At 71.1% G+C, this 22,919-nt stretch carries 21 protein-coding genes and 1 riboswitch; of the genes, 18 read left to right on the forward strand and 3 right to left on the reverse strand.

Going from position 1 to position 22,919, the window contains the following annotated elements:
* The first annotated feature begins 125 nt into the window (after positions 1-125).
* From coxB to AB0F11_RS18760, 4 genes are all read left to right on the forward strand, one after another.
* Positions 126-1,100 carry a cytochrome c oxidase subunit II gene (gene coxB, locus AB0F11_RS18745; RefSeq protein WP_362174606.1) on the forward strand — a complete coding sequence of 325 codons (975 nt, stop codon included), beginning with the start codon at positions 126-128 and terminating at the stop codon, positions 1,098-1,100.
* Positions 1,097-2,821, forward strand: coding sequence for a cytochrome c oxidase subunit I (gene ctaD, locus AB0F11_RS18750; protein WP_362174609.1), 1,725 nt, complete (start codon positions 1,097-1,099; stop codon positions 2,819-2,821). The genes coxB and ctaD overlap by 4 nt, the downstream gene beginning before the upstream one ends.
* Positions 2,818-3,216, forward strand: a complete 399-nt coding sequence (locus AB0F11_RS18755; protein WP_361914025.1) for a cytochrome c oxidase subunit 4 — start codon at positions 2,818-2,820, stop codon at positions 3,214-3,216. Before ctaD ends, AB0F11_RS18755 begins: the two co-directional genes overlap by 4 nt.
* Before the next feature lie 129 nt (positions 3,217-3,345).
* A complete protein-coding gene (locus AB0F11_RS18760) occupies positions 3,346-4,590 on the forward strand; it encodes an Ig-like domain-containing protein (RefSeq protein WP_362174612.1) in 1,245 nt (414 codons plus the stop codon).
* Between the two features lie 93 nt (positions 4,591-4,683).
* Here AB0F11_RS18760 and AB0F11_RS18765 read toward each other — a convergent pair whose 3' ends face one another.
* Positions 4,684-5,085 carry a hypothetical protein gene (locus AB0F11_RS18765; RefSeq protein WP_361914019.1) on the reverse strand — a complete coding sequence of 134 codons (402 nt, stop codon included), beginning with the start codon at positions 5,083-5,085 and terminating at the stop codon, positions 4,684-4,686.
* Between the two features lie 187 nt (positions 5,086-5,272).
* Between AB0F11_RS18765 and AB0F11_RS18770 the strand changes: the two genes are divergently transcribed.
* The 7 genes from AB0F11_RS18770 (at position 5,273) to AB0F11_RS18800 (ending at position 13,181) form a co-directional block, all read left to right on the forward strand.
* Positions 5,273-5,893 carry a heme-copper oxidase subunit III gene (locus AB0F11_RS18770; RefSeq protein WP_361914016.1) on the forward strand — a complete coding sequence of 207 codons (621 nt, stop codon included), beginning with the start codon at positions 5,273-5,275 and terminating at the stop codon, positions 5,891-5,893.
* 78 nt (positions 5,894-5,971) lie between these two features.
* Positions 5,972-6,781 (forward strand): c-type cytochrome, encoded by an 810-nt coding sequence (locus AB0F11_RS18775; protein ID WP_362174616.1) that lies wholly within the window; start codon positions 5,972-5,974, stop codon positions 6,779-6,781.
* Entirely contained in the window at positions 6,778-7,836 is a 1,059-nt protein-coding gene (locus AB0F11_RS18780; RefSeq protein WP_362174619.1) for a Rieske 2Fe-2S domain-containing protein, read from the forward strand. The genes AB0F11_RS18775 and AB0F11_RS18780 overlap by 4 nt, the downstream gene beginning before the upstream one ends.
* Positions 7,833-9,458: a cytochrome bc complex cytochrome b subunit gene (locus AB0F11_RS18785; protein WP_362174622.1), complete on the forward strand. Its 1,626-nt coding sequence runs from the start codon at positions 7,833-7,835 to the stop codon at positions 9,456-9,458. Before AB0F11_RS18780 ends, AB0F11_RS18785 begins: the two co-directional genes overlap by 4 nt.
* A 151-nt stretch (positions 9,459-9,609) precedes the next feature.
* A complete protein-coding gene (gene trpD / locus AB0F11_RS18790; RefSeq protein WP_362174624.1) occupies positions 9,610-10,674 on the forward strand; it encodes an anthranilate phosphoribosyltransferase in 1,065 nt (354 codons plus the stop codon).
* A 99-nt stretch (positions 10,675-10,773) separates the two neighbouring features.
* Positions 10,774-10,890: riboswitch (SAM riboswitch) on the forward strand.
* 232 nt (positions 10,891-11,122) lie between these two features.
* Positions 11,123-12,589 (forward strand): aminotransferase class V-fold PLP-dependent enzyme, encoded by a 1,467-nt coding sequence (locus AB0F11_RS18795; RefSeq protein WP_362174627.1) that lies wholly within the window; start codon positions 11,123-11,125, stop codon positions 12,587-12,589.
* 13 nt (positions 12,590-12,602) lie between these two features.
* Entirely contained in the window at positions 12,603-13,181 is a 579-nt protein-coding gene (locus tag AB0F11_RS18800; protein ID WP_362174630.1) for a ferredoxin, read from the forward strand.
* Between the two features lie 27 nt (positions 13,182-13,208).
* Here the strand turns inward: AB0F11_RS18800 and AB0F11_RS18805 are convergent, their stop codons facing one another.
* Entirely contained in the window at positions 13,209-13,490 is a 282-nt protein-coding gene (locus tag AB0F11_RS18805; RefSeq protein WP_114057247.1) for an Lrp/AsnC ligand binding domain-containing protein, read from the reverse strand.
* Entirely contained in the window at positions 13,487-14,212 is a 726-nt protein-coding gene (locus AB0F11_RS18810; RefSeq protein ID WP_362174633.1) for a rhomboid family intramembrane serine protease, read from the reverse strand. The genes AB0F11_RS18805 and AB0F11_RS18810 overlap by 4 nt, the downstream gene beginning before the upstream one ends.
* Positions 14,213-14,339: 127 nt before the next feature.
* Here AB0F11_RS18810 and AB0F11_RS18815 point away from each other — a divergent pair, with 127 nt between their 5' ends.
* From AB0F11_RS18815 to AB0F11_RS18845, 7 genes are all read left to right on the forward strand, one after another.
* Positions 14,340-14,579 carry a hypothetical protein gene (locus AB0F11_RS18815; RefSeq protein ID WP_249771655.1) on the forward strand — a complete coding sequence of 80 codons (240 nt, stop codon included), beginning with the start codon at positions 14,340-14,342 and terminating at the stop codon, positions 14,577-14,579.
* Between the two features lie 43 nt (positions 14,580-14,622).
* Entirely contained in the window at positions 14,623-15,987 is a 1,365-nt protein-coding gene (locus AB0F11_RS18820) for an NYN domain-containing protein (protein ID WP_362174785.1), read from the forward strand.
* 271 nt (positions 15,988-16,258) lie between these two features.
* Positions 16,259-17,284: an NlpC/P60 family protein gene (locus AB0F11_RS18825; RefSeq protein ID WP_362174636.1), complete on the forward strand. Its 1,026-nt coding sequence runs from the start codon at positions 16,259-16,261 to the stop codon at positions 17,282-17,284.
* A 275-nt stretch (positions 17,285-17,559) separates the two neighbouring features.
* Entirely contained in the window at positions 17,560-18,609 is a 1,050-nt protein-coding gene (locus AB0F11_RS18830; protein WP_362174639.1) for an NlpC/P60 family protein, read from the forward strand.
* A gap of 25 nt (positions 18,610-18,634) precedes the next feature.
* Positions 18,635-19,810, forward strand: coding sequence for a hypothetical protein (locus AB0F11_RS18835; protein ID WP_362174642.1), 1,176 nt, complete (start codon positions 18,635-18,637; stop codon positions 19,808-19,810).
* 37 nt (positions 19,811-19,847) lie between these two features.
* Positions 19,848-20,990, forward strand: coding sequence for a glycosyltransferase family 4 protein (locus AB0F11_RS18840; protein ID WP_362174645.1), 1,143 nt, complete (start codon positions 19,848-19,850; stop codon positions 20,988-20,990).
* A 310-nt stretch (positions 20,991-21,300) separates the two neighbouring features.
* The gene (locus AB0F11_RS18845) at positions 21,301-22,917 is read left to right on the forward strand and encodes a GMC oxidoreductase (RefSeq protein ID WP_362174648.1); all 1,617 of its coding nucleotides are present in this window, start codon (positions 21,301-21,303) and stop codon (positions 22,915-22,917) included.
* Positions 22,918-22,919 lie beyond the last annotated feature (2 nt).

A 22,919-nucleotide genomic window follows, 5' to 3' on the forward strand; every position in this document is an offset into this window, starting at 1 on the left:
CAAATAGCGTCCAGTAGGGTTTGGTCCGCATAAACATCCAAACCCCTGCCTGCGTCAGGGCCGGCGACCGACCCGAACACGGCCGCGGCCGGCCGCGCGGGCCGAGACTCTCGGGAAGGCGCTACGTGAGTCCCTACGGCTCCGACCGCTCGCCGCGGCGCCCGATGCGGCGGAAGCTGCTGCAGGCGCTGACTGCGGGCGTGGTCCTGGCGACCGCCACTGGTTGCTCGTACACATGGAAAAACTTCCCCCGCCTCGGAATGCCCACCCCGGTCACGGAGGAGGCGCCTCGCATCCTCTCCCTGTGGCAGGGGTCCTGGGCGGCCGCTCTGGTCACCGGCATCCTGGTGTGGGGCCTGATCCTGTGGAGCGTCATCTTCCACCGGCGCAGCCGGACGAAGGTGGAGGTCCCCCCGCAGACCCGGTACAACATGCCCATCGAGGCGCTGTACACCGTGGTCCCGCTCATCATCGTCTCGGTGCTGTTCTACTTCACCGCCCGTGACGAGTCGAAGCTCCTCTCGCTCACCCCGAAGCCCGCGCACACGATCAACGTGATCGGCTTCCAGTGGAGCTGGGGCTTCAACTACATCGAGAACGTCGACGGCGACGCGGCGACCCCGAAGGCCGGTGAGGTCCCGAAGGAGCTCTCCCGGATCCCGGACCGCTTCACCAAGGACTTCCCGGCGGGCGCCGAGGGCGTCTACGAGAAGGGCATCCCGGGCGACCACAACCCGCAGACCGGCAACCCGGGGCCGACCCTCTGGCTGCCCAAGGGCGAGAAGGTCCGCTTCATCCTGTCCTCGAACGACGTCATCCACTCCTTCTGGGTGGTGCCGTTCCTCTTCAAGCAGGACGTCATCCCGGGCCACACCAACGTCTTCGAGGTCACCCCCTCCGAAGAGGGCACCTTCATGGGCAAGTGCGCCGAGCTCTGCGGCGTCGACCACTCCCGGATGCTCTTCAACGTCAAGGTCGTGTCCCCCGAGGCGTACCGGGCGCACCTGAAGGAACTGGCCGAGAAGGGGCAGACCGGCTTCCTGCCGGCCGGCATCAAGCAGACTGACCCGGCCCGGAACGCGGAGACGAACAAACTGTGAGCATCCTCAACGAATCCCAGGGTGCCGCCGCCGACTCGTATGAGAACGAGCTGCCGGTGCGGCGCAAGCAGCCGGGCAACGTCATCGTGAAGTGGATGACCACGACCGACCACAAGACCATCGGTACGATGTACCTGGTCACGTCGTTCGTGTTCTTCCTCATCGGCGGCGTGATGGCACTGTTCATGCGTGCCGAGCTCGCCCGCCCCGGCATGCAGATCATGTCGAACGAGCAGTTCAACCAGGCGTTCACCATGCATGGCACGATCATGCTGCTGATGTTCGCCACCCCGCTGTTCGCAGGCTTCGCCAACTGGATCATGCCGCTGCAGATCGGTGCGCCCGACGTGGCGTTCCCGCGGCTGAACATGTTCGCGTACTGGCTCTACCTCTTCGGCTCGACCATCGCGGTGGCCGGCTTCGTGACGCCGAACGGCGCCGCCGACTTCGGCTGGTTCGCCTACTCCCCGCTGTCGGACGCGGTCCGCTCGCCGGGCATCGGCGCCGACATGTGGATCATGGGTCTGGCCTTCTCCGGCTTCGGCACGATCCTCGGCTCGGTCAACTTCATCACCACGATCATCTGCATGCGCGCCCCCGGCATGACGATGTTCCGCATGCCGATCTTCACCTGGAACGTGCTGCTGACCGGTGTCCTGGTCCTGCTCGCCTTCCCGGTCCTGGCCGCCGCGCTCTTCGCGCTGGAGGCCGACCGCAAGTTCGGTGCCCACGTCTTCGACGCGGCCAACGGCGGCGCACTGCTGTGGCAACACCTCTTCTGGTTCTTCGGACACCCAGAGGTGTACATCATCGCCCTGCCGTTCTTCGGCATCGTCTCCGAGATCATCCCGGTCTTCTCGCGCAAGCCGATGTTCGGTTACATCGGCCTGATCGCCGCGACGATCGCGATCGCCGGCCTCTCGGTGACCGTGTGGGCCCACCACATGTACGTCACCGGCGGTGTGCTGCTGCCGTTCTTCTCCTTCATGACCTTCCTGATCGCGGTCCCGACCGGTGTGAAGTTCTTCAACTGGATCGGCACCATGTGGAAGGGCTCGCTGTCCTTCGAGACCCCGATGCTCTGGACGATCGGCTTCCTGGTCACCTTCACCTTCGGTGGTCTGACCGGCGTCATCCTGGCCTCGCCCCCGATGGACTTCCACGTCTCCGACTCGTACTTCGTCGTCGCCCACTTCCACTACGTCGTCTTCGGCACCGTGGTGTTCGCGATGTTCGCCGGCTTCCACTTCTGGTGGCCGAAGTTCACGGGCAAGATGCTGGACGAGCGCCTCGGCAAGATCACCTTCTGGACGCTGTTCATCGGCTTCCACGGCACCTTCCTGGTGCAGCACTGGCTGGGCGCCGAGGGCATGCCGCGCCGTTACGCGGACTACCTCGCGGCCGACGGCTTCACCGCGCTGAACACGATCTCGACGATCAGCTCGTTCGTGCTCGGCCTGTCGTTCCTGCCGTTCATGTACAACGTCTGGAAGACGGCCAAGTACGGCAAGAAGATCGAGGTCGACGACCCGTGGGGCTACGGCCGTTCGCTCGAGTGGGCGACGTCCTGCCCGCCGCCGCGGCACAACTTCCTCACCCTGCCGCGCATCCGCAGCGAATCGCCGGCGTTCGACCTGCACCACCCTGAGATCGCGGCCCTCGACCACCTCGAGGACCACGGTGCGAAGGCCGTGACCGGTGGCAAGGAGGCCGGCAAGTGAAGATCCAGGGCAAGATGTTCCTCTGGCTCTCCTTCTTCATCCTGATCATGGCCGTCGTGTACGGCGTGTGGTCGAAGGAGCCCGTCGGAACCACCGCGCTCTTCCTGGCCTTCGGCCTGAGCGTGATGATCGGCTACTACCTGGCCTTCACGGCCAAGCGCGTCGACGAGATGGCCCAGGACAACCTGGAGGCCGAAGTCGCCGACGAGGCCGGCGAGCTGGGGTTCTTCTCCCCGCACAGCTGGCAGCCGCTGTCGCTCGGCATCGGCGGTGCGCTCGCGTTCATGGGCGTCATCTTCGGCTGGTGGCTCATGTACTTCTCGGCCCCGATCATCCTGATCGGCCTGTGGGGCTGGGTGTACGAGTACTACCGCGGTGAGAACCAGAACCAGTAGCAGCACCGGCAGTACCACGCGGCGCAGAGCCGCACCTGGGGCCCGGACACCTCGAACAGAGGAGTCCGGGCCCCTCGTTTGGAGTCACCCCGCGCGCCATGATTTGCGTACTTTCATAGCGTGGGTCCCATGAAGCACTCACCGCGTCTTCGGACCGCACTCGGCTGCACCGCGCTGGTCGCGTCCCTCGGTGCCGGCGCCACCGCGTGCGGAGGCCGTGACAACCCGCTGTCCGCCCGCCCGTACGACGCGGGACAGCAGATCGCCTTCAACCAGGCCTCGGGCCGCCGCCCCGTCGACCCCGACAAGCCCCTCGAGATCACCGCCAAGGCGGGCTCCGGCCGGATCACCGACGTGACCGCCGTGGACACCCAGGGCCGCCGTCTCGCGGGCGAGCTGACCGCCAAGGGCGACCGCTGGCACAGCACCGCCCCGATGGCGGCCGGCCAGCACTACACGGTCCAGGTCAGTACGGAGAACGAACGCGGCGCCCCAGGGCTGCGTACGCTGGCGTTCGACACCAGCCCGGCCAAAAAGGTCCTGGCGGTCGAATTGGGCCCGGCCACGGGCAAATACGGCGTCGGACAGCCCATCACGGCCGCACTCAGCGAGCCCGTCAAGGACAAGGCGGCCCGCGCCGTCGTCGAACGCGGCCTGGTCGTCGACACCCCGCCCGGCGTCGAGGGCTCCTGGTACTGGGTGGACGACAAGCACGTCCACTTCAGGCCCAAGGAGTACTGGCCCGCCCACAGCACCGTCTCCGTACGCAGCAACCTGGAGGGCGTCCGGATCTCCGACCACCTCCACGGGGCCGGGAGCAAGCCGGTGAAGCTGGAGATCGGCGACCGCGTCGAGGTCACCACCGACGCCGCCGCCCACTCCCTCACGTTCCGGCGCAACGGAGAAGTGATCAACACCATTCCGGTGACCACCGGAAAGCCCGGCTTCTCCACCCGCAACGGGGTCAAGGTGGTGCTCGGCAAGCAGTACTTCGTTCGGATGCGCGGCGACACCGTGGGCATCGGCGGCAGCGAGTACTACGACCTGCCCGTCTACTACGCGACCCGGGTCACCTGGAGTGGTGAATACGTCCACGCCGCCCCCTGGTCCGTCGACTCGCAGGGCTACGAGAACGTCAGCCACGGCTGCACCGGCATGAGCACGGGCAACGCCGCCTGGTTCTACGAGAACATCACCGAGGGCGACGTCGTGAAGGTGATCAATTCCATCGGCGCCGACATGGACGTCTTCGGCAACGGCTTCGGCGAGTGGAACATGGACTGGAAGCACTGGCGCGAGGGCAGCGCCCTGCTCAAGGGCACCCAGGACGGCCGCAGCCCCGTCGACCAGGCCCGCCTGCGCCCGCAGGTCTGAGACCCGGCCCCGCCCGCGCAGGGACCCCGCGCACGGGCCCTGCCCCGGTGCCCAGGAGCCCGAACGGGGCCCTGCGCACCGGGGCGGCTGCTCCTAGGCGTCCAGAGACAGCCGGGAGCGCAGCAGGGCCGCCAGTGCGTCCGCGAACTCCACCGGGTCGACCGGAAGGGTCACCGCCGCATCCGCGCGGCTCCACGTGGCCAGCCAGGCGTCCTGCGGACGCCCCATCAGCAGCAGTACCGGCGGGCAGCGGAAGACCTCGTCCTTGATCTGCCGGCACACCCCCATGCCCCCGGCCGGAACCGCCTCACCGTCCAGCACGCACACGTCGATCCCGCCCGCGTCCAGTTCGCTCAGGACCGCCGGCAGCGTGGCGCACTCCGTGAACTCGACGGGCGGCAGGTCCGCGGCCGGCCTGCGCCCGGCCGCCAGGCGCACCTGCTGCCGGGTGTTCGCGTCGTCGCTGTAGACCAGAACCCGTGCAGTCGACCGCATTTCGTTCCTCCACGGTGCCGTGAATCACGTTGATGTTGCGCGGGATGCTACTCCTCCAGACCCGGTGTCAACATCGGTTCGCACACCCTCGCGAACGGTGCTCCGATGGGCCGTTCGGGCCTTGCACACGGCCCTGACACTCCGAACGGCACCCCCCGGGGTGAGGGCGGGATAAGCGACCGACATAATGTCGGTCGTGGCGACAGCAACGACAGTAGATACCGGGCACGCGCACCCGACGGTCAATCGACCGAACCTCGTCAGCGTCGGAACCATCATCTGGTTGAGTTCCGAGCTGATGTTCTTCGCGGCCCTCTTCGCGATGTACTTCACCCTGCGATCGGTGACGGGCGCCGAGTACTGGACAGAGCAGGCCTCGGCCCTGAATCTGCCCTTCTCGGCGACGAACACCACGATCCTGGTGCTTTCCTCCCTCACCTGCCAGCTCGGCGTCTTCGCCGCCGAGCGCGGTGACGTGAAGAAGCTCCGGACGTGGTTCATCGTCACGTTCATCATGGGTGCGATCTTCATTGGCGGCCAGGTGTTCGAGTACACCGAGCTGGTCAAGCACGAGGGCATCTCCCTCTCGTCCGGTCCGTACGGTTCGGTCTTCTACCTGACCACCGGCTTCCACGGACTGCACGTGACGGGCGGTCTGATCGCCTTCCTGCTGGTCCTCGGCCGGACGTACGCGGCCAAGAGGTTCACCCACGAACAGGCCACGTCGGCCATCGTCGTGTCCTACTACTGGCACTTCGTCGATGTTGTCTGGATCGGCCTCTTCGCGACGATCTACCTGATCAAGTAGCGGGAACACGTCGCCGGGCGCGCCCCGGCACTCCATCCAGAAACACCGACGCAGAAGATCCTGACACCGGGGTAATCCGTGAAAAAGCTCTCCGCACGACGACGCCATCCGCTGGCGGCGGTCGTCGTTCTACTCCTCGCGCTGGCGGCCACTGGGGGGCTGTACGCCGCCTTCGCCCCTGCGGGCAAGGCGCAGGCCGATGAAACCGCCCAGTCCCTCGCCATCGAGGAGGGCAAGAAGCTCTACGCCGTGGGTTGCGCAAGCTGCCACGGAACCGGCGGTCAGGGAACCACTGACGGCCCCAGCCTGGTCGGCGTCGGCTCCGCGGCCGTCGACTTCCAGGTGAGCACGGGCCGCATGCCCGCCCAGCAGCCCGGCGCCCAGGTGCCGAAGAAGCCGGTGATCTACTCCCAGGCGCAGATCGACCAGCTGGCCGCGTACATCGCCTCCCTCGGCGCCGGCCCGATCGCGCCGACCGAGAAGCAGTACGACCCGGCGGGTGCCGACGTCGCGAAGGGTGGCGAGCTGTTCCGCAACAACTGCGCGCAGTGCCACAACTTCACCGGTGAGGGCGGCGCCCTGACGAACGGCAAGTACGCCCCCAACCTCGAGGGCGTCGAGCCGAAGCACGTCTACGAGGCCATGCTCACCGGCCCGCAGAACATGCCCTCCTTCCCGGACAGCACCATGCCGGAGAAGCAGAAGAAGGACATCATCGCGTACCTCCAGCACGTGAACGGCGAGAAGTCGGTCAGCCCGGGCGGCCTCAAGCTCGGCGGCCTCGGCCCCGTCTCCGAGGGCCTCTTCGGCTGGATCTTCGGTCTGGGTGCGCTGATCGCTGTCGCCGTCTGGGTCGCGGCCCACACCGCTAAGGCCAAGAAGTCATGAGTAGCCAAGACATTCCCGAAGACAAGCACCTGCCGAGCGAGCAGGGCGACGCGCACCACGGTGGTGTGGCGGTCGCGGACGACCCGTTCGCCGACCCCGGCCTCCCGGTCCACAAGCCGCGTATCCAGGACATCGACGAGCGGGCCGCCCGGCGCTCCGAGCGCACCGTGGCGATGCTGTTCACGCTGTCGATGCTCGCCACGATCGGCTTCATCGCCGCGTACGTGAGCATCCCGGTCGACAAGATCGTGTTCATCTTCCCCATCGGGAAGGTGAGCGCCCTCAACTTCGCCCTGGGTCTGACGTTGGGCGCGGCCCTCTTCTGCATCGGCGCGGGCGCGGTCCACTGGGCCCGCACCCTGATGTCCGACGTCGAGGTCGCCGACGAGCGCCACCCGATCGCCGCCCCGGCGGAGGTCAAGGCGAAGGTCCTCCAGGACTTCGCCGACGGTGCGAACGAGTCCGCCATCGGCCGCCGCCCGCTGATCCGCAACACGATGCTCGGCGCGCTGGCCATGCTGCCGCTGTCCGCCGTCGTGATCATGCGCGACCTGGGCCCGCTGCCCGAGGACAAGCTGCGCAAGACCATGTGGGCCAAGGGCAAGCTGCTCATCAACCAGAACACGATGGAGCCGCTGCGTCCCGAGGACGTCCAGACCGGTTCGCTGACCTTCGCCATGCCCGAGGGCCTGGAGGAGGCGCAGCACGACTTCCAGACCCAGATCGCCAAGGCCGCCCTGATGATCGTCCGGATCAAGCCGGAGGACATCAAGGACAAGCAGGAACTCGAGTGGTCCCACGAGGGCATCGTGGCCTACTCGAAGATCTGCACCCACGTCGGCTGCCCGATCAGCCTGTACGAGCAGCAGACGCACCACGTGCTCTGCCCGTGCCACCAGTCCACCTTCGACCTCTCCGACGGCGCCCGTGTCATCTTCGGCCCGGCCGGCCACGCGCTTCCGCAGCTGCGGATCGGCGTGAATGGCGAAGGCTTCCTCGAGGCGCTCGGCGACTTCGAGGAGCCCGTCGGTCCTGCATTCTGGGAGCGCGGATGAGCACTGCCACCGACACGAAGCGCAAAGCGCCTGCCGGCGAGCGCGTAGCGGACTGGGCGGACGGCCGCCTGGGCATCTACAGCCTCGCCAAGGCGAACATGCGCAAGATCTTCCCGGACCACTGGTCCTTCATGCTGGGCGAGATCTGCCTCTACAGCTTCATCATCATCATCCTCACGGGTGTGTACCTGACGCTGTTCTTCCACCCGAGCATGAACGAGGTCGTGTACCACGGCTCGTACGTCCCGATGCAGGGCGTCACGATGTCCGAGGCCTTCTCCTCGACGCTCGACATCAGCTTCGACGTCCGCGGCGGTCTGCTCATCCGGCAGATCCACCACTGGTCGGCGCTGATCTTCGTCGCGGGCATGGTCGTGCACATGATGCGCGTCTTCTTCACCGGCGCGTTCCGCAAGCCGCGCGAGGTCAACTGGATCTTCGGCTTCCTGCTGCTGGTCCTCGGCATGTTCACCGGCTTCACCGGTTACTCCCTGCCGGACGACCTGCTCTCGGGCACCGGTGTCCGCTTCATGGAGGGCGCGATCCTGTCCGTGCCGATCGTCGGCACGTACATCTCGTTCTTCCTCTTCGGCGGCGAGTTCCCCGGCGGCGACTTCGTCGCGCGGTTCTACTCGATCCACATCCTGCTGCTGCCCGGCATCATGATGGGCCTGCTGGTGGCCCACCTGATCCTGGTCTTCTACCACAAGCACACCCAGTTCGCGGGTCCCGGCAAGACGAACAACAACGTCGTCGGCATGCCGCTGCTGCCCGTCTACATGGCCAAGGCCGGAGGCTTCTTCTTCCTGGTCTTCGGTGTCATCGCGGCCATCGCGGCGATCGCCTCGATCAACCCGATCTGGGCGCTCGGCCCGTACCGCCCGGACCACGTGTCCACCGGTGCGCAGCCCGACTGGTACATGGGTATGCCGGAAGGCCTGATCCGTGCCATGCCCGGCTGGGAGATCAACCTGTGGGGCCACACGCTCGTCCTGGGCGTGTTCATCCCGCTGCTGCTCTTCCCGCTGGTCCTCGGCGCGATCGCGGTGTGGCCGTTCATCGAGTCCTGGGTCACCGGCGACAAGCGCGAGCACCACATCCTGGACCGCCCGCGCAACGTCCCGACCCGCACCGCGTTCGGTGTCGCCTGGATCGCGGAGTACATCGTGCTCCTCATCGGCGGTGGCAACGACATGTTCGCGCAGTACTTCCACCTGTCGATCAACAACATCACCTGGTTCGTGCGGATCGGTTTCTTCGTCGTCCCGGTGCTGGCGTTCATCGTCACCAAGCGGATCTGCCTCGGCCTGCAGCGCCGTGACCACGACAAGGTGCTGCACGGCCGCGAGACCGGCATCATCAAGCGCCTGCCGCACGGTGAGTTCGTCGAGGTCCACGAGCCGCTGTCGCAGGACAAGCTGCACACGCTGACCGCGCACGAGCAGTACAAGCCGCTCGAACTCGGCCCGACGGTCGACGAGAACGGCGTCGAGCGCAAGGTCGGCCGCATGGAGAAGCTCCGCGTGAAGCTCAGCAAGGGCCTCTACGCCGAGAACAACCAGATTCCGAAGCCCACGGTGGAGGAGTACAAGGAGATCCAGAGCGGCCACGGCCACCACTGATCCCGTAGGGGACTGATTCCGGTCAGTTCCGGTGTCGCCACGGCGAGAGCCCCGTCCAGGGTCTGGACGGGGCTCTTTGCCGTGTTCGGGGCTGGATAGGCTGAAGCCTTCAAGACCTCTTCATCCGACGGTGGACCCTCAGGAGCGGACCATGAACGTTGTGACCCCGGCAGGCGGCGACAGCGTGGCGGCCCCCACCTGGCCGGGCGTCCTCGACGCCCTGCTCGGCGGCCGGGACCTGCACGCCGACGACACCGCCTGGGCGATGGACCGGATCATGCGGGGCGCGGCCACCGACGCCCAGATCGCGGGCTTCGTGGTGGCCCTGCGGGCCAAGGGGGAGACGGTCGAGGAGATCAACGGCATGGTGCGCGCCATGTACGCGCACGCCAATCTGATCGAGGTGCCGGGGCGGACGGTGGACATCGTCGGCACCGGCGGCGACGGCGCCAAGACGGTGAACATCTCGACGATGTCGTCCATCGTCGTCGCCGGCACGGGCGCCAAGGTCGTCAAGCACGGCAACCGGGCGGCGTCCTCGGCGAGCGGGGCCTCCGACGTGCTGGAGAAGCTCGGCGTCAACCTGGACCTCACCCCGGCGCGGGTGGTCGAGGTCGCCGAGCAGGCCGGCATCACCTTCTGCTTCGCGGTGAAGTTCCACCCGGCGCTGCGGCACGTCGCCGCCGCCCGCCGGGAGCTCGGCATCCGCACCACCTTCAACTTCCTGGGCCCGCTGACGAACCCGGCCCGGGTGCGGGCGCAGGCCACCGGCGTCGCCGACGCCCGCGTGGCGCCGATCGTGGCGGGGGTGCTGGCGGAGCGCGGCTCCTCGGCGCTGGTGTTCCGCGGGGACGACGGCCTGGACGAGCTGACGACGACGGCGACCTCCCGGGTGTGGTGGGTGCGCGAGGGCCGCGTGCAGGAGCAGCCCTTCGACCCGCGCGACGTGGGCATCGACCTGGTCGACGTCTCCGAGCTGCGCGGGGCGGACGCCTCGTACAACGCGGACGTCGCCCGCCGGCTGCTGGCCGGCGAGACCGGCCCGGTGCGCGACGCGGTCCTGCTGAACGCGGCGGCCGCCCTGGTGGCCCTGGACCCCGGCTCGGGCTCCCTGGAGGAGCAGATCCGCCAGGCCATCGCCCGCGGGGCGGAGGCCATCGACTCGGGGGCCGCGCGGGCCGCGCTGGAGCGGTGGGTGGCGGCCAGCAACGCGTGAGCTGACGGATCCCTTCCGTCGATTTCCGGCCAAGGCCCCGGTCCCGGCATGCGGACCGGGGCCTTGTGCGTGCGGGATCTTGTGGCAGGATGCTGACCAGGTCACGAGTGACAGCGTTTTGGCCCCGGCTTGCTGTCCGGCAACCCTCCTTCCGTGGCGGGGTGCCCCGGGTGATGACCGGGTCGCAGGCAACAAGGTCTGCGGCAAGCGCGGATCCCTCGACACCAGGGGTCCTGGTCTCTCGAGGAGTGTTTTTCCGTGAGCAAGCGAATGCGATAGGGCGGATCCGCCCCTTCTTCACCCCTCGGAACAGGGTCCTCTTCGCGTACCCGCACCCCCTCCGAGACCTTTCCCCGTGCCCCGGACGACGGCCGGCCCGTAGCGCCGCCGTACCCGCCCACGGGTGACCTCCGAAGCCATTCCGCCCTGCCTGCCGGGAGATTCCGCCATGTCCGCATCCCTGAACGCCGCCGTCGCCCCCGCCGTCGCCCCCGCCGTCGCCCCCGCCGTCGCCCCCGCTGCCTGCGGCCCCGCCTGCGACCCCGCCTGTGCCGAGCCGCTCGCCGTACTCGGCCGCGACGTCACCGTCCCCCTCGTCACCGGCGGGGAGGTCACCTACGCGGCCCTGGACTACGCGGCGAGCGCCCCGGCCCTGCAGCGCGTGTGGGACGACGTGGCCGCGTACGCCCCGTACTACGGCAGCGTGCACCGCGGCGCGGGCTACCTCTCGCAGCTGTCCACCGACCTGTTCGAGCAGAGCCGGGCCGCGGTCGCCGCGTTCCTGGACTGCCGTCCGTCCGACCAGGTGGTCTTCACCCGGTCCACCACCGACTCGCTGAACCTGCTGGCGGCCGCCCTCCCGGCCGGCTGCCGGGTCTTCGTCTTCGAGACCGAGCACCACGCCTCGCTGCTGCCGTGGGACGACGCGCAGGTCACGTACCTCAACGCGCCGCGCACCCCGGGTGAGGCCGTGGCCACCCTGGAGCGGGCCCTCGCCGACCGCGCCCCCCACGGCCCCGCGCTGGTGTGCGTGACCGGCGCCTCCAACGTCACCGGCGAGCTGTGGCCGGTGCAGGAGCTCGCCGCCGCCGCGCACGCCCACGGCGCCCGCATCGTCCTCGACGCCGCGCAGCTGGCCCCGCACCACCCGGTCTCCGTGCGCGAGCTGGACGTGGACTGGGTGGCCTTCTCCGGGCACAAGCTGTACGCGCCCTTCGGCTCGGGCGTGCTGGCCGGCCGGGCCGACTGGCTGCAGCAGGCGCAGCCGTACCTGGCGGGCGGCGGCGCCTCCCGCCGGGTCACGCGACGCGTCAGCGGGGAAGGGGCCGGGGGCGTCGAGGTCGAGTGGCACACCACGGCCGCGCGGCACGAGGCCGGCTCCCCGAACGTCATCGGCGTCTACGCGATCGCCTCGGCCTGCCGGGCCCTGACGGAGGCCGGCTTCGACGCCCTCGTCGCCCGGGAGCGCCACCTGATCGAGAAGGTCCGCGGCGGCCTCTCGGACGTCCCGCAGGTGCGGATCCTGTCCCTCTTCGGCGACGACGCCCCGCGCGTCGGCGTGATCTCCTTCGTGGTGGACGGCTGGAACAGCTCCCACTTCGCCGCCGCCCTGTCCGCCGAGTACGGCATCGGCGTGCGCGACGGCCTGTTCTGCGCCCACCCGCTGGTCCGCACCCTGCTGGGCAGCGCCCCGCAGGAGCCGGGCGAGTGCGGAGCCCCCGAGGCGGCCCCCGGCGAGCTCCCCCGGACTTCGTCCGGGGGGACCCCCACCCTGAACGCCATCCGCGTCAGCTTCGGCGCCGGCACCCCCGACGAGCACGTGGACCGCTTCGTCCGCGCGGTCAGGGAACTCGTCACCGAGGGCGCGAAGTGGCAGTACCGCACGGAGGAGGGCCGCTGCGTCCCGGCCGTGTGACACCCTGCCGGCCATGCCGCTGACCACGTACTGGGACCCGGTCCCGACCGTCGGCGCCGCCGCCGGCCGCCCCCTGCCGCAGGGGGGCGCCCCGGTGCAGGACTGGAGCGCCCCGGTGCCGGGCCGCTGGGAGAAGCGAAGCCGGCGCGACGTCCCCGGGCCGTTCTACGGGGCGGACAGCGACACCTGTGGGACCGGCCGGGCTCGCGCGCCCGCCCACGTCCTGTACGACGACGACCACGGCCAGGAGTTCGTCTACCGCCAGCCCCGCACCGTCGCCGAGACGCACGACCTGATCTGCGCCGCCGAGGCCGATCCCTTCGCCGGCTACGGCGCCGACGGCGAACTGCACTGGACGCCGGAGCTGGTCCGGGACTGGTGGCGCGAGCGCGGGCGGGTGCGCGAGTGGGCCGTGGGCGTGGCCCGGACCTGGTCGGGGTCGGCGAGCCCGTACGAGCGCGAGGCCGCCCTCGGGGCGCGGGAGTACATCGCGCACATCGACAGCGGTCTCGGCGACTGCCTGCGCGGCTACGTCTTCTGGCTGGCCGAGGGCCGACCGGCCGGGCCGGGGGAGGTGCTGCCCCGGCTGTGAGCCGGGGGCCGGTGCGGCGGCCGGGCCCTACGCGTCCAGGCCGATGGCGAAGGCGGCTTCCAGGTCGTGCTGGGAGTAGGTGCGGAACGCCACGTGGGTGTCGGTGGCCTCGACGCCCGGGATCTTGCTGATGCGGCCCGGGATGATGTCCGCCAGGTCGTCGTGGCGGGCCACGCGGACCAGCGCGATGAGGTCGTACGTCCCGGTGACGGAGTACACCTCGCTGACGTTCTCCAGCGCGGCGATGGACTCGGCGATCTCGGGGATGCGGTCCACGCTGGTCTTGATGAGCACGATCGCGGTGATCATGGCTGGCTGTCTCCCTCGGTGGCCGTCGCTGATCGCCTCACTCTAGTCGTACGCCGGTAGCGCCCCCACGCGTAGACGAAGCCGAGCGAGAAGCCCACCAGGTGGGCCAGGTAGGCGACCCCCGGCCCGCTGTCCGCCCGGTGCGCCGCCAGCCACTGCAGGGCGAACCAGAACAGCAGCACCAGCCAGGCGGGGAACCGCAGCGGCAGGAACAGCAGGAACGGGAACAGGCTCGTCACCCGCGCCCGCGGGAACAGGCACAGGAACGCGCCCAGCACCGCCGAGATCGCGCCCGAGGCGCCGACGAGGGTCTGGTCGGAGGAGGCGTTGGCGGCCGCGTACGCGGCGAGGGCCAGGTAGCCGGTGCAGACGTAGAAGCACAGGAACGCCGGGCGCCCCATCCGCTCCTCCGCCATGGCGCCGAAGACGTACAGGAACAGCATGTTCCCGAGCAGGTGCAGCCAGCTGCCGTGCACGAACAGCGCGGTCAGCGGGGTCAGCAGGGCCCGCCCGGACCCGGTGAAGAGCTCGTCCGGGACCACGCCCCACCGCCGGAAGTACGCACCCCCGGTGTCCAGGAGCTGCTCGCCGGTGCCGTAGGAGGGGTTCAGCCCCGACGCCGGGCCGAGGACGAACACCAGGCAGCAGCCGGCGATCAGCGCGTGGGTGGCCACCGGGCCCCGCGCGGCCTCGCGCACGGCAGCCCGCCACTTTACGATCATGCGATTGAGCATGACCCAACCGGCCCCGCCCCACGCACCGGCAGGCCGTAGGGTTACGTGCTGCGGTCCGCCGATTCGCGCAGACGGCGGCTTTAATTGAATCAGCTACGAAGGAGAGAGCGGCCCGATGACGGTTCCCCTGCCGACCGACACCACCCGGTGGCGCTGCACGCTGTGCGGCAACCTCACGCGCTTCGACGTCACTCGTTCGTCGAAGGTCGTGGAGTACGTACACCTGGACCTCGCCGGGGAGCCGAAGGTCGAGGAGCGCGAGGTGGTCAGTGAGACCATCGAGTCGGTCCGCTGCCGCTGGTGCAACGCGGTGGACCAGATCGAACTCGTGGACAGGCCGGGCGCGGACTCCTGAGGGAGCCACGCCCTTTTCGGAAAGATCACGGTAGGGGTGACGGATTGTGGAGCCAGCAAGCGGCGCTGAGCCGGCCGATGCGGCCGGCGACGCCGCCGAGGTGCTCGACCGCCCACTGCCGGAAGGCGTGCGGCGACGGGTCGTCGCGCTCGTCTCGGACGCCTTCGGCGGACTGACGGTCGCGGACCTCCCGGCGCAGCTGCGCCAGTACGCCCGGTTCACCCCGACCCGGCGCGCCAAGTTCGCGGGCAACGCCATGGCCTCGGCCGTCGAGGGCGACGCCGTCTTCCGCGGCCGCGTCGCCGAGAAGGTGCGCGAGGCCCAGCCGGAGCTGGCCGGGGCGCTGGACGCGGGCAGCGCGCCCGCCGCCGCCGACCCGCTGGACGTGGCCGCGGCCGCGTACGTGCTGCGGCCGGCCGGCTGGGTGAAGCTGGTGACCGCCGCGGGCGAGGAGGCGCAGCGCGCCGACGCCGAGCGGGCCGACGAGGAGACCCGGCGCGAACTGGACCGGCTGCGCGAGGAGCTGGCCCACGTACGGGACCTCCAGCGCGTCGGCGGCGAGCAGGTCCGCACCGAGCTGGAGGCGGCGCGCAAAGAAGCCGAATCGCTTCAGCGCAAGCTGCGCAGCGCCCAGAGCGACGTCAAGCGGGGCGAGGCGGCCCTGCGCAAGGTGACCGCCGAGATCGACGCGATCCGCGCCGAGGCCGCCGCCCAGGTGGCGGCCGCCGAGAGCGAGACCCGCCGGCTGAAGGCCCGTCTGGCGGAGGCCGAGTCGGCGCTGGAGACCTCCCGCCGGGCCACCCGCGAGGGCCGCAGCGTCGAGGACATGCGGCTGCGGCTGCTGCTGGACACGGTGCTGGACGCCGCGCAGGGGCTGCGCCGCGAGCTGGCCCTGCCGCCGGTCTCGACGCGCCCGGCCGACACCGTGGACGCGGTGGAGCCGGGCCGGATGACCCCGAAGGACATCGCGGCGCGGGCCCTGTCGGAGACCGACCCGGCGCTGCTGGACCAGCTGCTGGCGCTGCCCCAGGCCCATCTGGTGGTCGACGGCTACAACGTGACCAAGACCGGCTATCCGACGATGCCGCTGGAGAAGCAGCGGCTGCGGCTGCTGGGCGGGCTGTCGATGCTGGCCGCGCAGACCGGCGCGGAGATGACCTGCGTGTTCGACGGGGCGGAGCTGGCGGCCCCGGTGCTGCTCGCGCCGCCGCGCGGGGTGCGGGTGCTGTTCTCCAAGCCCGGCGTGACGGCGGACGAACTGATCCGCCAGCTGGTGCGGGCCGAACCGCCCGGGCGGCCGGTGGTCGTGGTCTCCACGGACCGCGAGGTGGCCGACGGCGTGGCGAAGGCGGGGGCCCGGCCCGTCACGTCCGCTTTGCTCCTGAAGCGGCTTTCGCGCGTTTCGTAACTCCTTGGCGGAATGCGGCATTTCGCCGAGACCTCGGCGAACGGACCGTCAAGTCGCCTGCACGCAGCGTGCGCCCCAGGTAAAGAACCTGGTCGGAGCAAGGGATTTTTCCCGCGGGGATTTGAAGTGATCACAGCGGGGTCACTAGGGTCTGCTCAAACCTTCGTGCGGTAGATCACCCATTCGGGGTGACGGCGAAGGCGTCGCCGGGGTGCGTGCGTTCGACTCCCCTTCCCCTCTCCGGCGGCACTGGAAGAAGGAGCTCGGCTTCGTGGCGTCCCACCGTCGACCCAAGCAGCCGACCCGCGCACGGGTGACCGTCCTCACCGCCACGGCCGCCGCAGCCGTCGCCCTCTCGGCGCACGGCGCCTCCGCCGCTCCCGGCGGACCGGGCAAGGACGAGGTCAAGGCAAAGGTCGACGCGCTCTACGAGGAGGCCGAGCAGGCCACCGAGAAGGCCAACTCGGCCAAGGAGCGGCAGGAGAAGCTGGAGAAGGAGATATCCCAGCTCCAGGACCAGGTCGCCCGCGGCCAGGAGGAGCTCAACCAGCTGCGCAACACCCTCGGTTCGATGGCCAGCGCCCAGTACCGCACCGGCGGCATGGACCAGTCCGTCGCCCTCTTCCTCTCCGGCGACCCCGAGACCTACCTCGAGAAGGCCTCCACCCTCGAGCAGCTGACGGGCAAGCAGGTCGAGGCCGTCCAGCGGATCCAGGCCAAGCAGCGCAGCCTCGCGCAGCAGCGCCAGGAGGCCGCCGGAAAGCTCGCCGACCTCGACGCCACCCGCAAGGAGCTCGCCGAGAAGAAGAAGGCCTCCCAGGACAAGCTCGCCGAGGCCCAGGCCCAGCTGAACACCCTGACCGCGCAGGAGCGCGCGCAGCTCAAGGACGACGACAGCCGCGCCAGCCGCGGCGACGGCGACCGCGCCGACCTCGGCAACGTGAAGGTCTCCGGCCGCGCCGGGGCCGCCCTGGAGGCGGCCAAGACCAAGCTGGGCAGCGCCTACGTCTCCGGCGCCACGGGCCCGAGCGCCTTCGACTGCTCCGGGCTGACCCAGTGGGCCTACAAGCAGGCCGGCGTCAGCATCACCCGGACCACCTACACCCAGCAGAACGACGGCACGCGCATCGGCCGCAGCGAGCTCCAGCCCGGCGACCTGGTCTTCTTCTACTCGGACATCCACCACGTCGGCCTGTACGCCGGCAACGGGATCGTGCTGCACGCCTCGAACCCGCGCGGCGGCGTCAAGTACGAGTCCATCAACAACATGCCGTTCCAGTTCGGCGTCCGCATCTGACGCCCTGCGCCTCGGGGCCCGTGGCCCCGGCGCCCGATCCGGCGCCTGTGCGCGGCGCACCGTACACCGCCCATCCGGGCGAATTCGGCGGCCCAGACACGACCCCGCGCCCCGCCCGTGACCTGCGTACCGGGCGGGGCGTCGCCGTGTGCGCCCCGCGGCGGTCGTTGGCCGGTGCCCCGCCGCCGCGGCTACTGTCTGCCCGCGCGGACCCCGGCACACGGCCGTCCACGGGGGCGGACCCGGTCCCGCGCAGCGGAAGGGAGCGGTTTCACATGGCGTCCCATCGCCGGTCCGGTCTCGGCGGCCTCGACCGCGCCACCAAGGCCACCGTCCTGACCGTCGCGGCCACGGCCGCCGTCGCCATGACGGGCGCCGCCGCCTCCGCGGCCCCGGCTCTCCCGCAGGAACCCCCTTCCGGCGCCCGCGCCCAGGTCGACCGGCTCTTCGAGGAGGCCGAGCAGGCCACCGAGCGCTACAACAAGGCCGGGGAGCGGGCCGGTGAGCTGCGCGCCGAGATCGACCGGGCACAGGACCAGCTGGCCCGCGGCCAGGCCCGCATCAACACCATGCGCGGCGTGCTCGGCGCCTTCGCCGGCGCCCAGTACCGCTCGGGCGGCATCGATCCCGCCGTCGAGCTGATGCTGTCCGAGAATCCGGACGAATACCTCGAAAAGGCCTCCGCTCTCGACCGGCTGACCGGCCGCCAGGCCCAGCAGCTCGCCGAACTGCGCGGGGAACAGCGCCGGCTGGGCCAGCAGCGCCACGAGGCCTCCCTCAAGCTCGCCGAGCTCGACACCGTACGCGCCGACGTGGCCCGCCAGAAGCGCGTCGTCACGGCGAAGCTCGCCGCGGCCCGCCGGCTGCTGAACGAGATGCCGGCGCAGGAGCGGGCCGACTACGAGCAGGCCTCGCGCTCCGGCGACCGCCCCGACGCCCTGTCGCCCGAGCTGCCCGCGCCCGGTTCCGGGGCCTCCTCGGGCCGCGCCGCCGCGGCCGTGCGGGCCGCCCGCTCCGCGGTGGGCCGCCCGTACGTCTGGGGCTCCACCGGCCCCAGCGGGTTCGACTGCTCCGGGCTGATGGTGTGGTCGTACCGGCAGGCCGGCGTCTCCCTGCCGCGCACCTCCCAGGCCCAGCGGTACGCGGGCCGCCAGGTCCCGCTGTCCGAGGCCCGGCCGGGCGACCTGGTCACCTACCGCTCCGATGCCAGCCACGTCGGCATGTACGTCGGAAACGGCCAGGTCGTGCACGCCCCCTACCCGGGGGCGCGGGTCCGCTACGACCCGGTCGGGATGATGCCCGTGTCCTCCGTCACCCGGCCCTGAGCGGGTCGCTGGCTACGATCGGCGGATGCCCCCGGTCCCTCCGGCCGCCGCCCTGCGAGCCGCCCGCCCCCGAGCCGCCCGCCTTCGCGGTGTCTTCCGCGGCGCCGGGGTGTTGCTGCTGGTGGGCGGCCTGCTCGGCGGGTGTTCCGGGGCACCGGCGCGCGATGCCGCCGAGCGGGACGTGCGGACGGCCGTCGCCGCCTGGGCGCAGCGGCCGCCCGCGGAGCTCGCCGGGATTCCGCTGGAGGGATGGGCGTACGAGGTCGGCGCGGTCCGGCGGGACGGGGACCGGGCCACCGCCGAGGCCCGGCTCGACTACCGGCTCGCCGGATACGACACGGCTCCGGCCGGCTCCGTCCGCGAGGTGCGCCTCGGCCGGTCCGGCGGGCGGTGGCGGGTCACCGGCGAGGGGCCCGGCCCGGGCGCGCCGCAGCAGCTGTGGGACCAGGGGCCGGTCTCCGCGGCCCGGGGCGCGCACGCGCTGGTGCTGGGCAGCGGCCGCGACCCCGCGGAGCTGTCCGGGATCGCGGCCGAGGCCGACCGGGCGGTGGCCGCGGCGGGTGCCGCCTGGCCGCGGCCGTGGGCGGGGCGGGTCGTGGTCCTGGTGCCCGGCTCCACCGAAGGGATGGCGGCGCTGCTGGGCCGGCCGGTCGCCGACTACGCGGGCATGGCGGCGGTGACCACCGGCAGCACGGGCGCCGCGGCGGGCCCCGCCGACCGGATCGTGGTCAACCCGGCCGGGTACGCCGAGCTCAGCGCCGCCGGCCGGGGCGTCGTCCTGGCCCACGAGGCCACCCACGTCGCCACCCGCACCGCCACCTCCGCCCGGACCCCGCTGTGGCTCTCGGAGGGCTTCGCCGACTGGGCGGCCTACCGCGCCGGCGCCACCGCCCCGGCCGCCGCGGCGCCCGCCCTGGGCCGGGCGGTGCGGCGCGGGGAGCTGCCGGCGGAGCTGCCCCGCAACGAGTCCTTCGCCTTCGGCGGCGATCCGGAGGCCCTGGCGCGCGCGTACGAGGGGGCCTGGCTGGCCTGCCGGCTGATCGCGCAGCGGTGGGGGGACGCGGCCCTGGTCGGCCTGTACGAGCGCGCGGGGCGCGAGCCGCTGCCGGGTGCGCTGGAGGGACTGGGCGTGGACGAGGCGGAGCTGACCCGGGCCTGGCAGGAGGCGCTGCGGGAGCTGGGCGGGGACCGACCGGCCTGACCGGCCCGACCGGCCCGTCCGGTACTGTCGGCAGGCGATGCACAAGACGCTGATCGTGACCAACGACTTCCCGCCGCGACCGGGCGGCATCCAGGCCTTCCTGCACAACATGGCGCTGCGGCTGGATCCCGACCGGATCGTCGTCTACGCCTCCACCTGGAAGCACAGCGCGGAGGGCCGCGAGGCCACCGCCGCCTTCGATGCGGAACAGCCGTTCCAGGTGGTGCGCGACCGCACCACGATGCTGCTGCCGACGCCGCGCGTGACGCGCCGGGCGGTGGGCCTGCTGCGCGAACACGGCTGCGAGTCGGTGTGGTTCGGGGCGGCCGCCCCGCTCGGGCTGATGGGGCCGGCGCTGCGGCGGGCCGGGGCGCGGCGGATCGTGGCGACCACGCACGGGCACGAGGCCGGCTGGGCGCAGCTGCCCGCGGCGCGGCAGCTGCTGCGGCGGATCGGCGAGGGCACGGACACCCTGACGTACCTGGGGGAGTACACCCGCTCGCGGATCGCTTCGGCCCTGACGGACCGGGCCGCGGACCGGATGGTCCAACTGCCGCCGGGCGTCGACGAGAAGACCTTCCACCCGGGGTCGGGGGGCGAGGAGATCCGGGCCAGGCTGGGCCTGTCCGACCGGCCGGTGGTCGTCTGCGTCTCCCGCCTCGTCCCGCGCAAGGGCCAGGACACCCTGATCGAGGCCATGCCGCGGATCCTGGCGGCGGTGCCGGATGCGGTGCTGCTGGTGGTGGGCGGGGGGCCGTACGAGGCCGATCTGCGCGCCCTGGCCGTCGCGACGGGCGTCGCGGACTCCGTGGTCTTCACCGGCGCCGTCCCGTGGGCCGAGCTGCCGGCCCACTACGGGGCCGGGGACGTCTTCGCCATGCCGTGCCGGACCCGGCGGGGCGGGCTGGACGTGGAGGGGCTCGGCATCGTGTACCTGGAGGCTTCCGCCACAGGTCTGCCGGTGGTCGCCGGGGACTCGGGAGGGGCCCCGGACGCGGTCCTGGACGGCGAGACGGGGTGGGTGGTGCGCGGTGGCTCCCCGGCCGATGCCGCCGACCGCATCACGGCCCTCCTCCAGGACCCGGCCCTCAGGTCCCGCATGGGCGAACGGGGCCGCGCCTGGGTCGAGGAAAAGTGGCGCTGGGACCTCCTGGCCGACCGCCTCCGCACCCTCCTGTAGCCACCGCCTGCGTGCCGCCGCCGCGCGGAGCCTGTCCCCTCCCCGCCCCTTCCCGAAACTGGGCTCCGCCCAGACCCGGTTCGCCTCAAACGCCGGCGGGGCTGATTTATCAGCCCCGCCGGCGTTTGAGGCGCTGGGGGTACCCCCAGCGGTGCCTGGGGGAGGGTCCGGGGGCGGAGCCCCCGGTTTCGGGAAGGGGCGGGGAGGGGAAACGGCTCCGCGCAGCGGCGGCGGACAGCCGGGACTGTGACGTGGATGTCTGTCAATGCCGCCTCTCGGCGGACGGCCGGATTCCGTCCATCATGCGGCCATGAGAACTCATCTGACGCGCCGTCATTTTCTGGGCCTCGGCGCCCTCCAGACGGCGGCAGCCCTCGGCTTCACCCGCATCGGACCGGAGGCCGCCTCCGCCGCCGAACCACCCCCCGCCCCCTACGCCCCCGCCATCGTCGTCGGCTCCGGCTACGGCGCCGCCGTGGCCGCCCTCCGCCTCGGCCAGGCCGGCGTCCGAACCGTGGTCCTCGAGATGGGCCGCCTCTGGAACACCCCCGGCCCGGACGGCAAGGTCTTCCCCTCCACCTCCGCCCCCGACCACCGGTCCATGTGGTTCCGCACCCGCACCGAGGCCCCGCTCGCCACCTTCCTCTGGCTGGACGTGGTCAACCGCAACATCACCCCGTACCCCGGCGTCCTCGACCGCGTGAACCACGGCGACATGTCCGTCTACGTCGGCCGCGGCGTCGGCGGCGGCTCCCTCGTCAACGGCGGCATGGCGCCGACCCCGCGCCGCTCCTACTTCCAGGAGGTGCTGCCCCGCGTCGACGCCGACGAGATGTACGGCACGTACTTCCCGCGCGCCCGCGCCATGCTCGGCGTCAACGACATCGACCCGGGCTGGTTCGAGTCCACGGAGTGGTACCGCTTCGCCCGGATCTCCCGCAGGCACGCCCACAACACCGGCCTGAAGACCGCCTTCGTGCCCAACGTGTACGACTTCGGGTACATGCAGCGCGAGGCCGCCGGCACCGCCACCCGCTCCGCCCTCGCCGGCGAGGTGATCTACGGCAACAACCACGGCAAGAAGAGCGTCGACAAGACCTACCTCGCGGCCGCCCTCGGCACGGGAAACGTCACCATCGAGACCATGCAGCGCGTGGTCGGCGTACGCCAGGACCCGGCCGGGGGCTACGTGCTCACCGTGCACGGCAGCGATGTCACCGGACGGGTCACCGAGGTGCGCGAACTCGGCTGCCGGCAGCTCTTCCTCGGCGCCGGCAGCCTCGGCACCACCGAGATCCTGCTGCGCGCCCGCGAGCGCGGCACCCTTCCGGGGCTGAACGAGCAGGTGGGGCGCGGCTGGGGCCACAACGGCAACATCATGACCGCCCGCGCCAACCACCTCTGGGACACCGTCGGCGCCAACCAGGCCACCATGCCGGCCCTCGGCATCGACGACTGGGACAACGCGGCCAATCCGGTCTTCGCGGAGATCGCCCCGCTGCCGATGGGCATCGAGCACTGGATCTCGATGTACCTGGCGATCACCAAGAACCCCGAGCGCGGCTTCTTCACGTACGACGCGGCCACCGACTCGGCGCGGCTGAACTGGCGCCGGGAGCAGAACACCCCGTCCGTCGAGGCGGCCAAGTGCCTCTTCGACCGCATCAACCGGGCGAACTTCACGATCTACCGCTACGACCTGTTCGGCGACAACAAGGCCTTCGCCGACACGTTCACGTACCACCCGCTGGGCGGCTGCGTCCTCGGGCAGGCCACCGACGACTTCGGCCGCGCCAAGGGCCACCAGGGCCTGTACGTGGTCGACGGCTCCCTCGTGCCGGGGTCGCTCGGCGTGAACCCGTTCGTGACCATCACCGCCCTCGCGGAGCGCAACATGGCCCGGATCCTGGCCGAGGACCCCCGGTGAGG

Origin of the sequence: Streptomyces sp. NPDC032472, from assembly GCF_040636955.1 — a bacterium.
In the GTDB taxonomy this organism is placed as follows: Bacteria; Actinomycetota; Actinomycetes; order Streptomycetales; family Streptomycetaceae; genus Streptomyces.

Coding starts and splice junctions, on each gene's coding strand:
- AB0F11_RS18805 (WP_114057247.1), bottom strand. CDS start 13,490: ATGATCACCGCGATCGTGCTCATCAAGACCAGCGTGGACCGCATCCCC.
- AB0F11_RS18795 (WP_362174627.1), top strand. CDS start 11,123: ATGTCCGCATCCCTGAACGCCGCCGTCGCCCCCGCCGTCGCCCCCGCC.
- trpD (WP_362174624.1), top strand. CDS start 9,610: ATGAACGTTGTGACCCCGGCAGGCGGCGACAGCGTGGCGGCCCCCACC.
- AB0F11_RS18840 (WP_362174645.1), top strand. CDS start 19,848: ATGCACAAGACGCTGATCGTGACCAACGACTTCCCGCCGCGACCGGGC.
- AB0F11_RS18815 (WP_249771655.1), top strand. CDS start 14,340: ATGACGGTTCCCCTGCCGACCGACACCACCCGGTGGCGCTGCACGCTG.
- AB0F11_RS18810 (WP_362174633.1), bottom strand. CDS start 14,212: ATGATCGTAAAGTGGCGGGCTGCCGTGCGCGAGGCCGCGCGGGGCCCG.
- AB0F11_RS18765 (WP_361914019.1), bottom strand. CDS start 5,085: ATGCGGTCGACTGCACGGGTTCTGGTCTACAGCGACGACGCGAACACC.
- AB0F11_RS18835 (WP_362174642.1), top strand. CDS start 18,635: ATGCCCCCGGTCCCTCCGGCCGCCGCCCTGCGAGCCGCCCGCCCCCGA.
- AB0F11_RS18770 (WP_361914016.1), top strand. CDS start 5,273: ATGTCGGTCGTGGCGACAGCAACGACAGTAGATACCGGGCACGCGCAC.
- AB0F11_RS18845 (WP_362174648.1), top strand. CDS start 21,301: ATGAGAACTCATCTGACGCGCCGTCATTTTCTGGGCCTCGGCGCCCTC.
- AB0F11_RS18800 (WP_362174630.1), top strand. CDS start 12,603: ATGCCGCTGACCACGTACTGGGACCCGGTCCCGACCGTCGGCGCCGCC.
- AB0F11_RS18785 (WP_362174622.1), top strand. CDS start 7,833: ATGAGCACTGCCACCGACACGAAGCGCAAAGCGCCTGCCGGCGAGCGC.
- AB0F11_RS18780 (WP_362174619.1), top strand. CDS start 6,778: ATGAGTAGCCAAGACATTCCCGAAGACAAGCACCTGCCGAGCGAGCAG.
- AB0F11_RS18760 (WP_362174612.1), top strand. CDS start 3,346: ATGAAGCACTCACCGCGTCTTCGGACCGCACTCGGCTGCACCGCGCTG.
- AB0F11_RS18830 (WP_362174639.1), top strand. CDS start 17,560: ATGGCGTCCCATCGCCGGTCCGGTCTCGGCGGCCTCGACCGCGCCACC.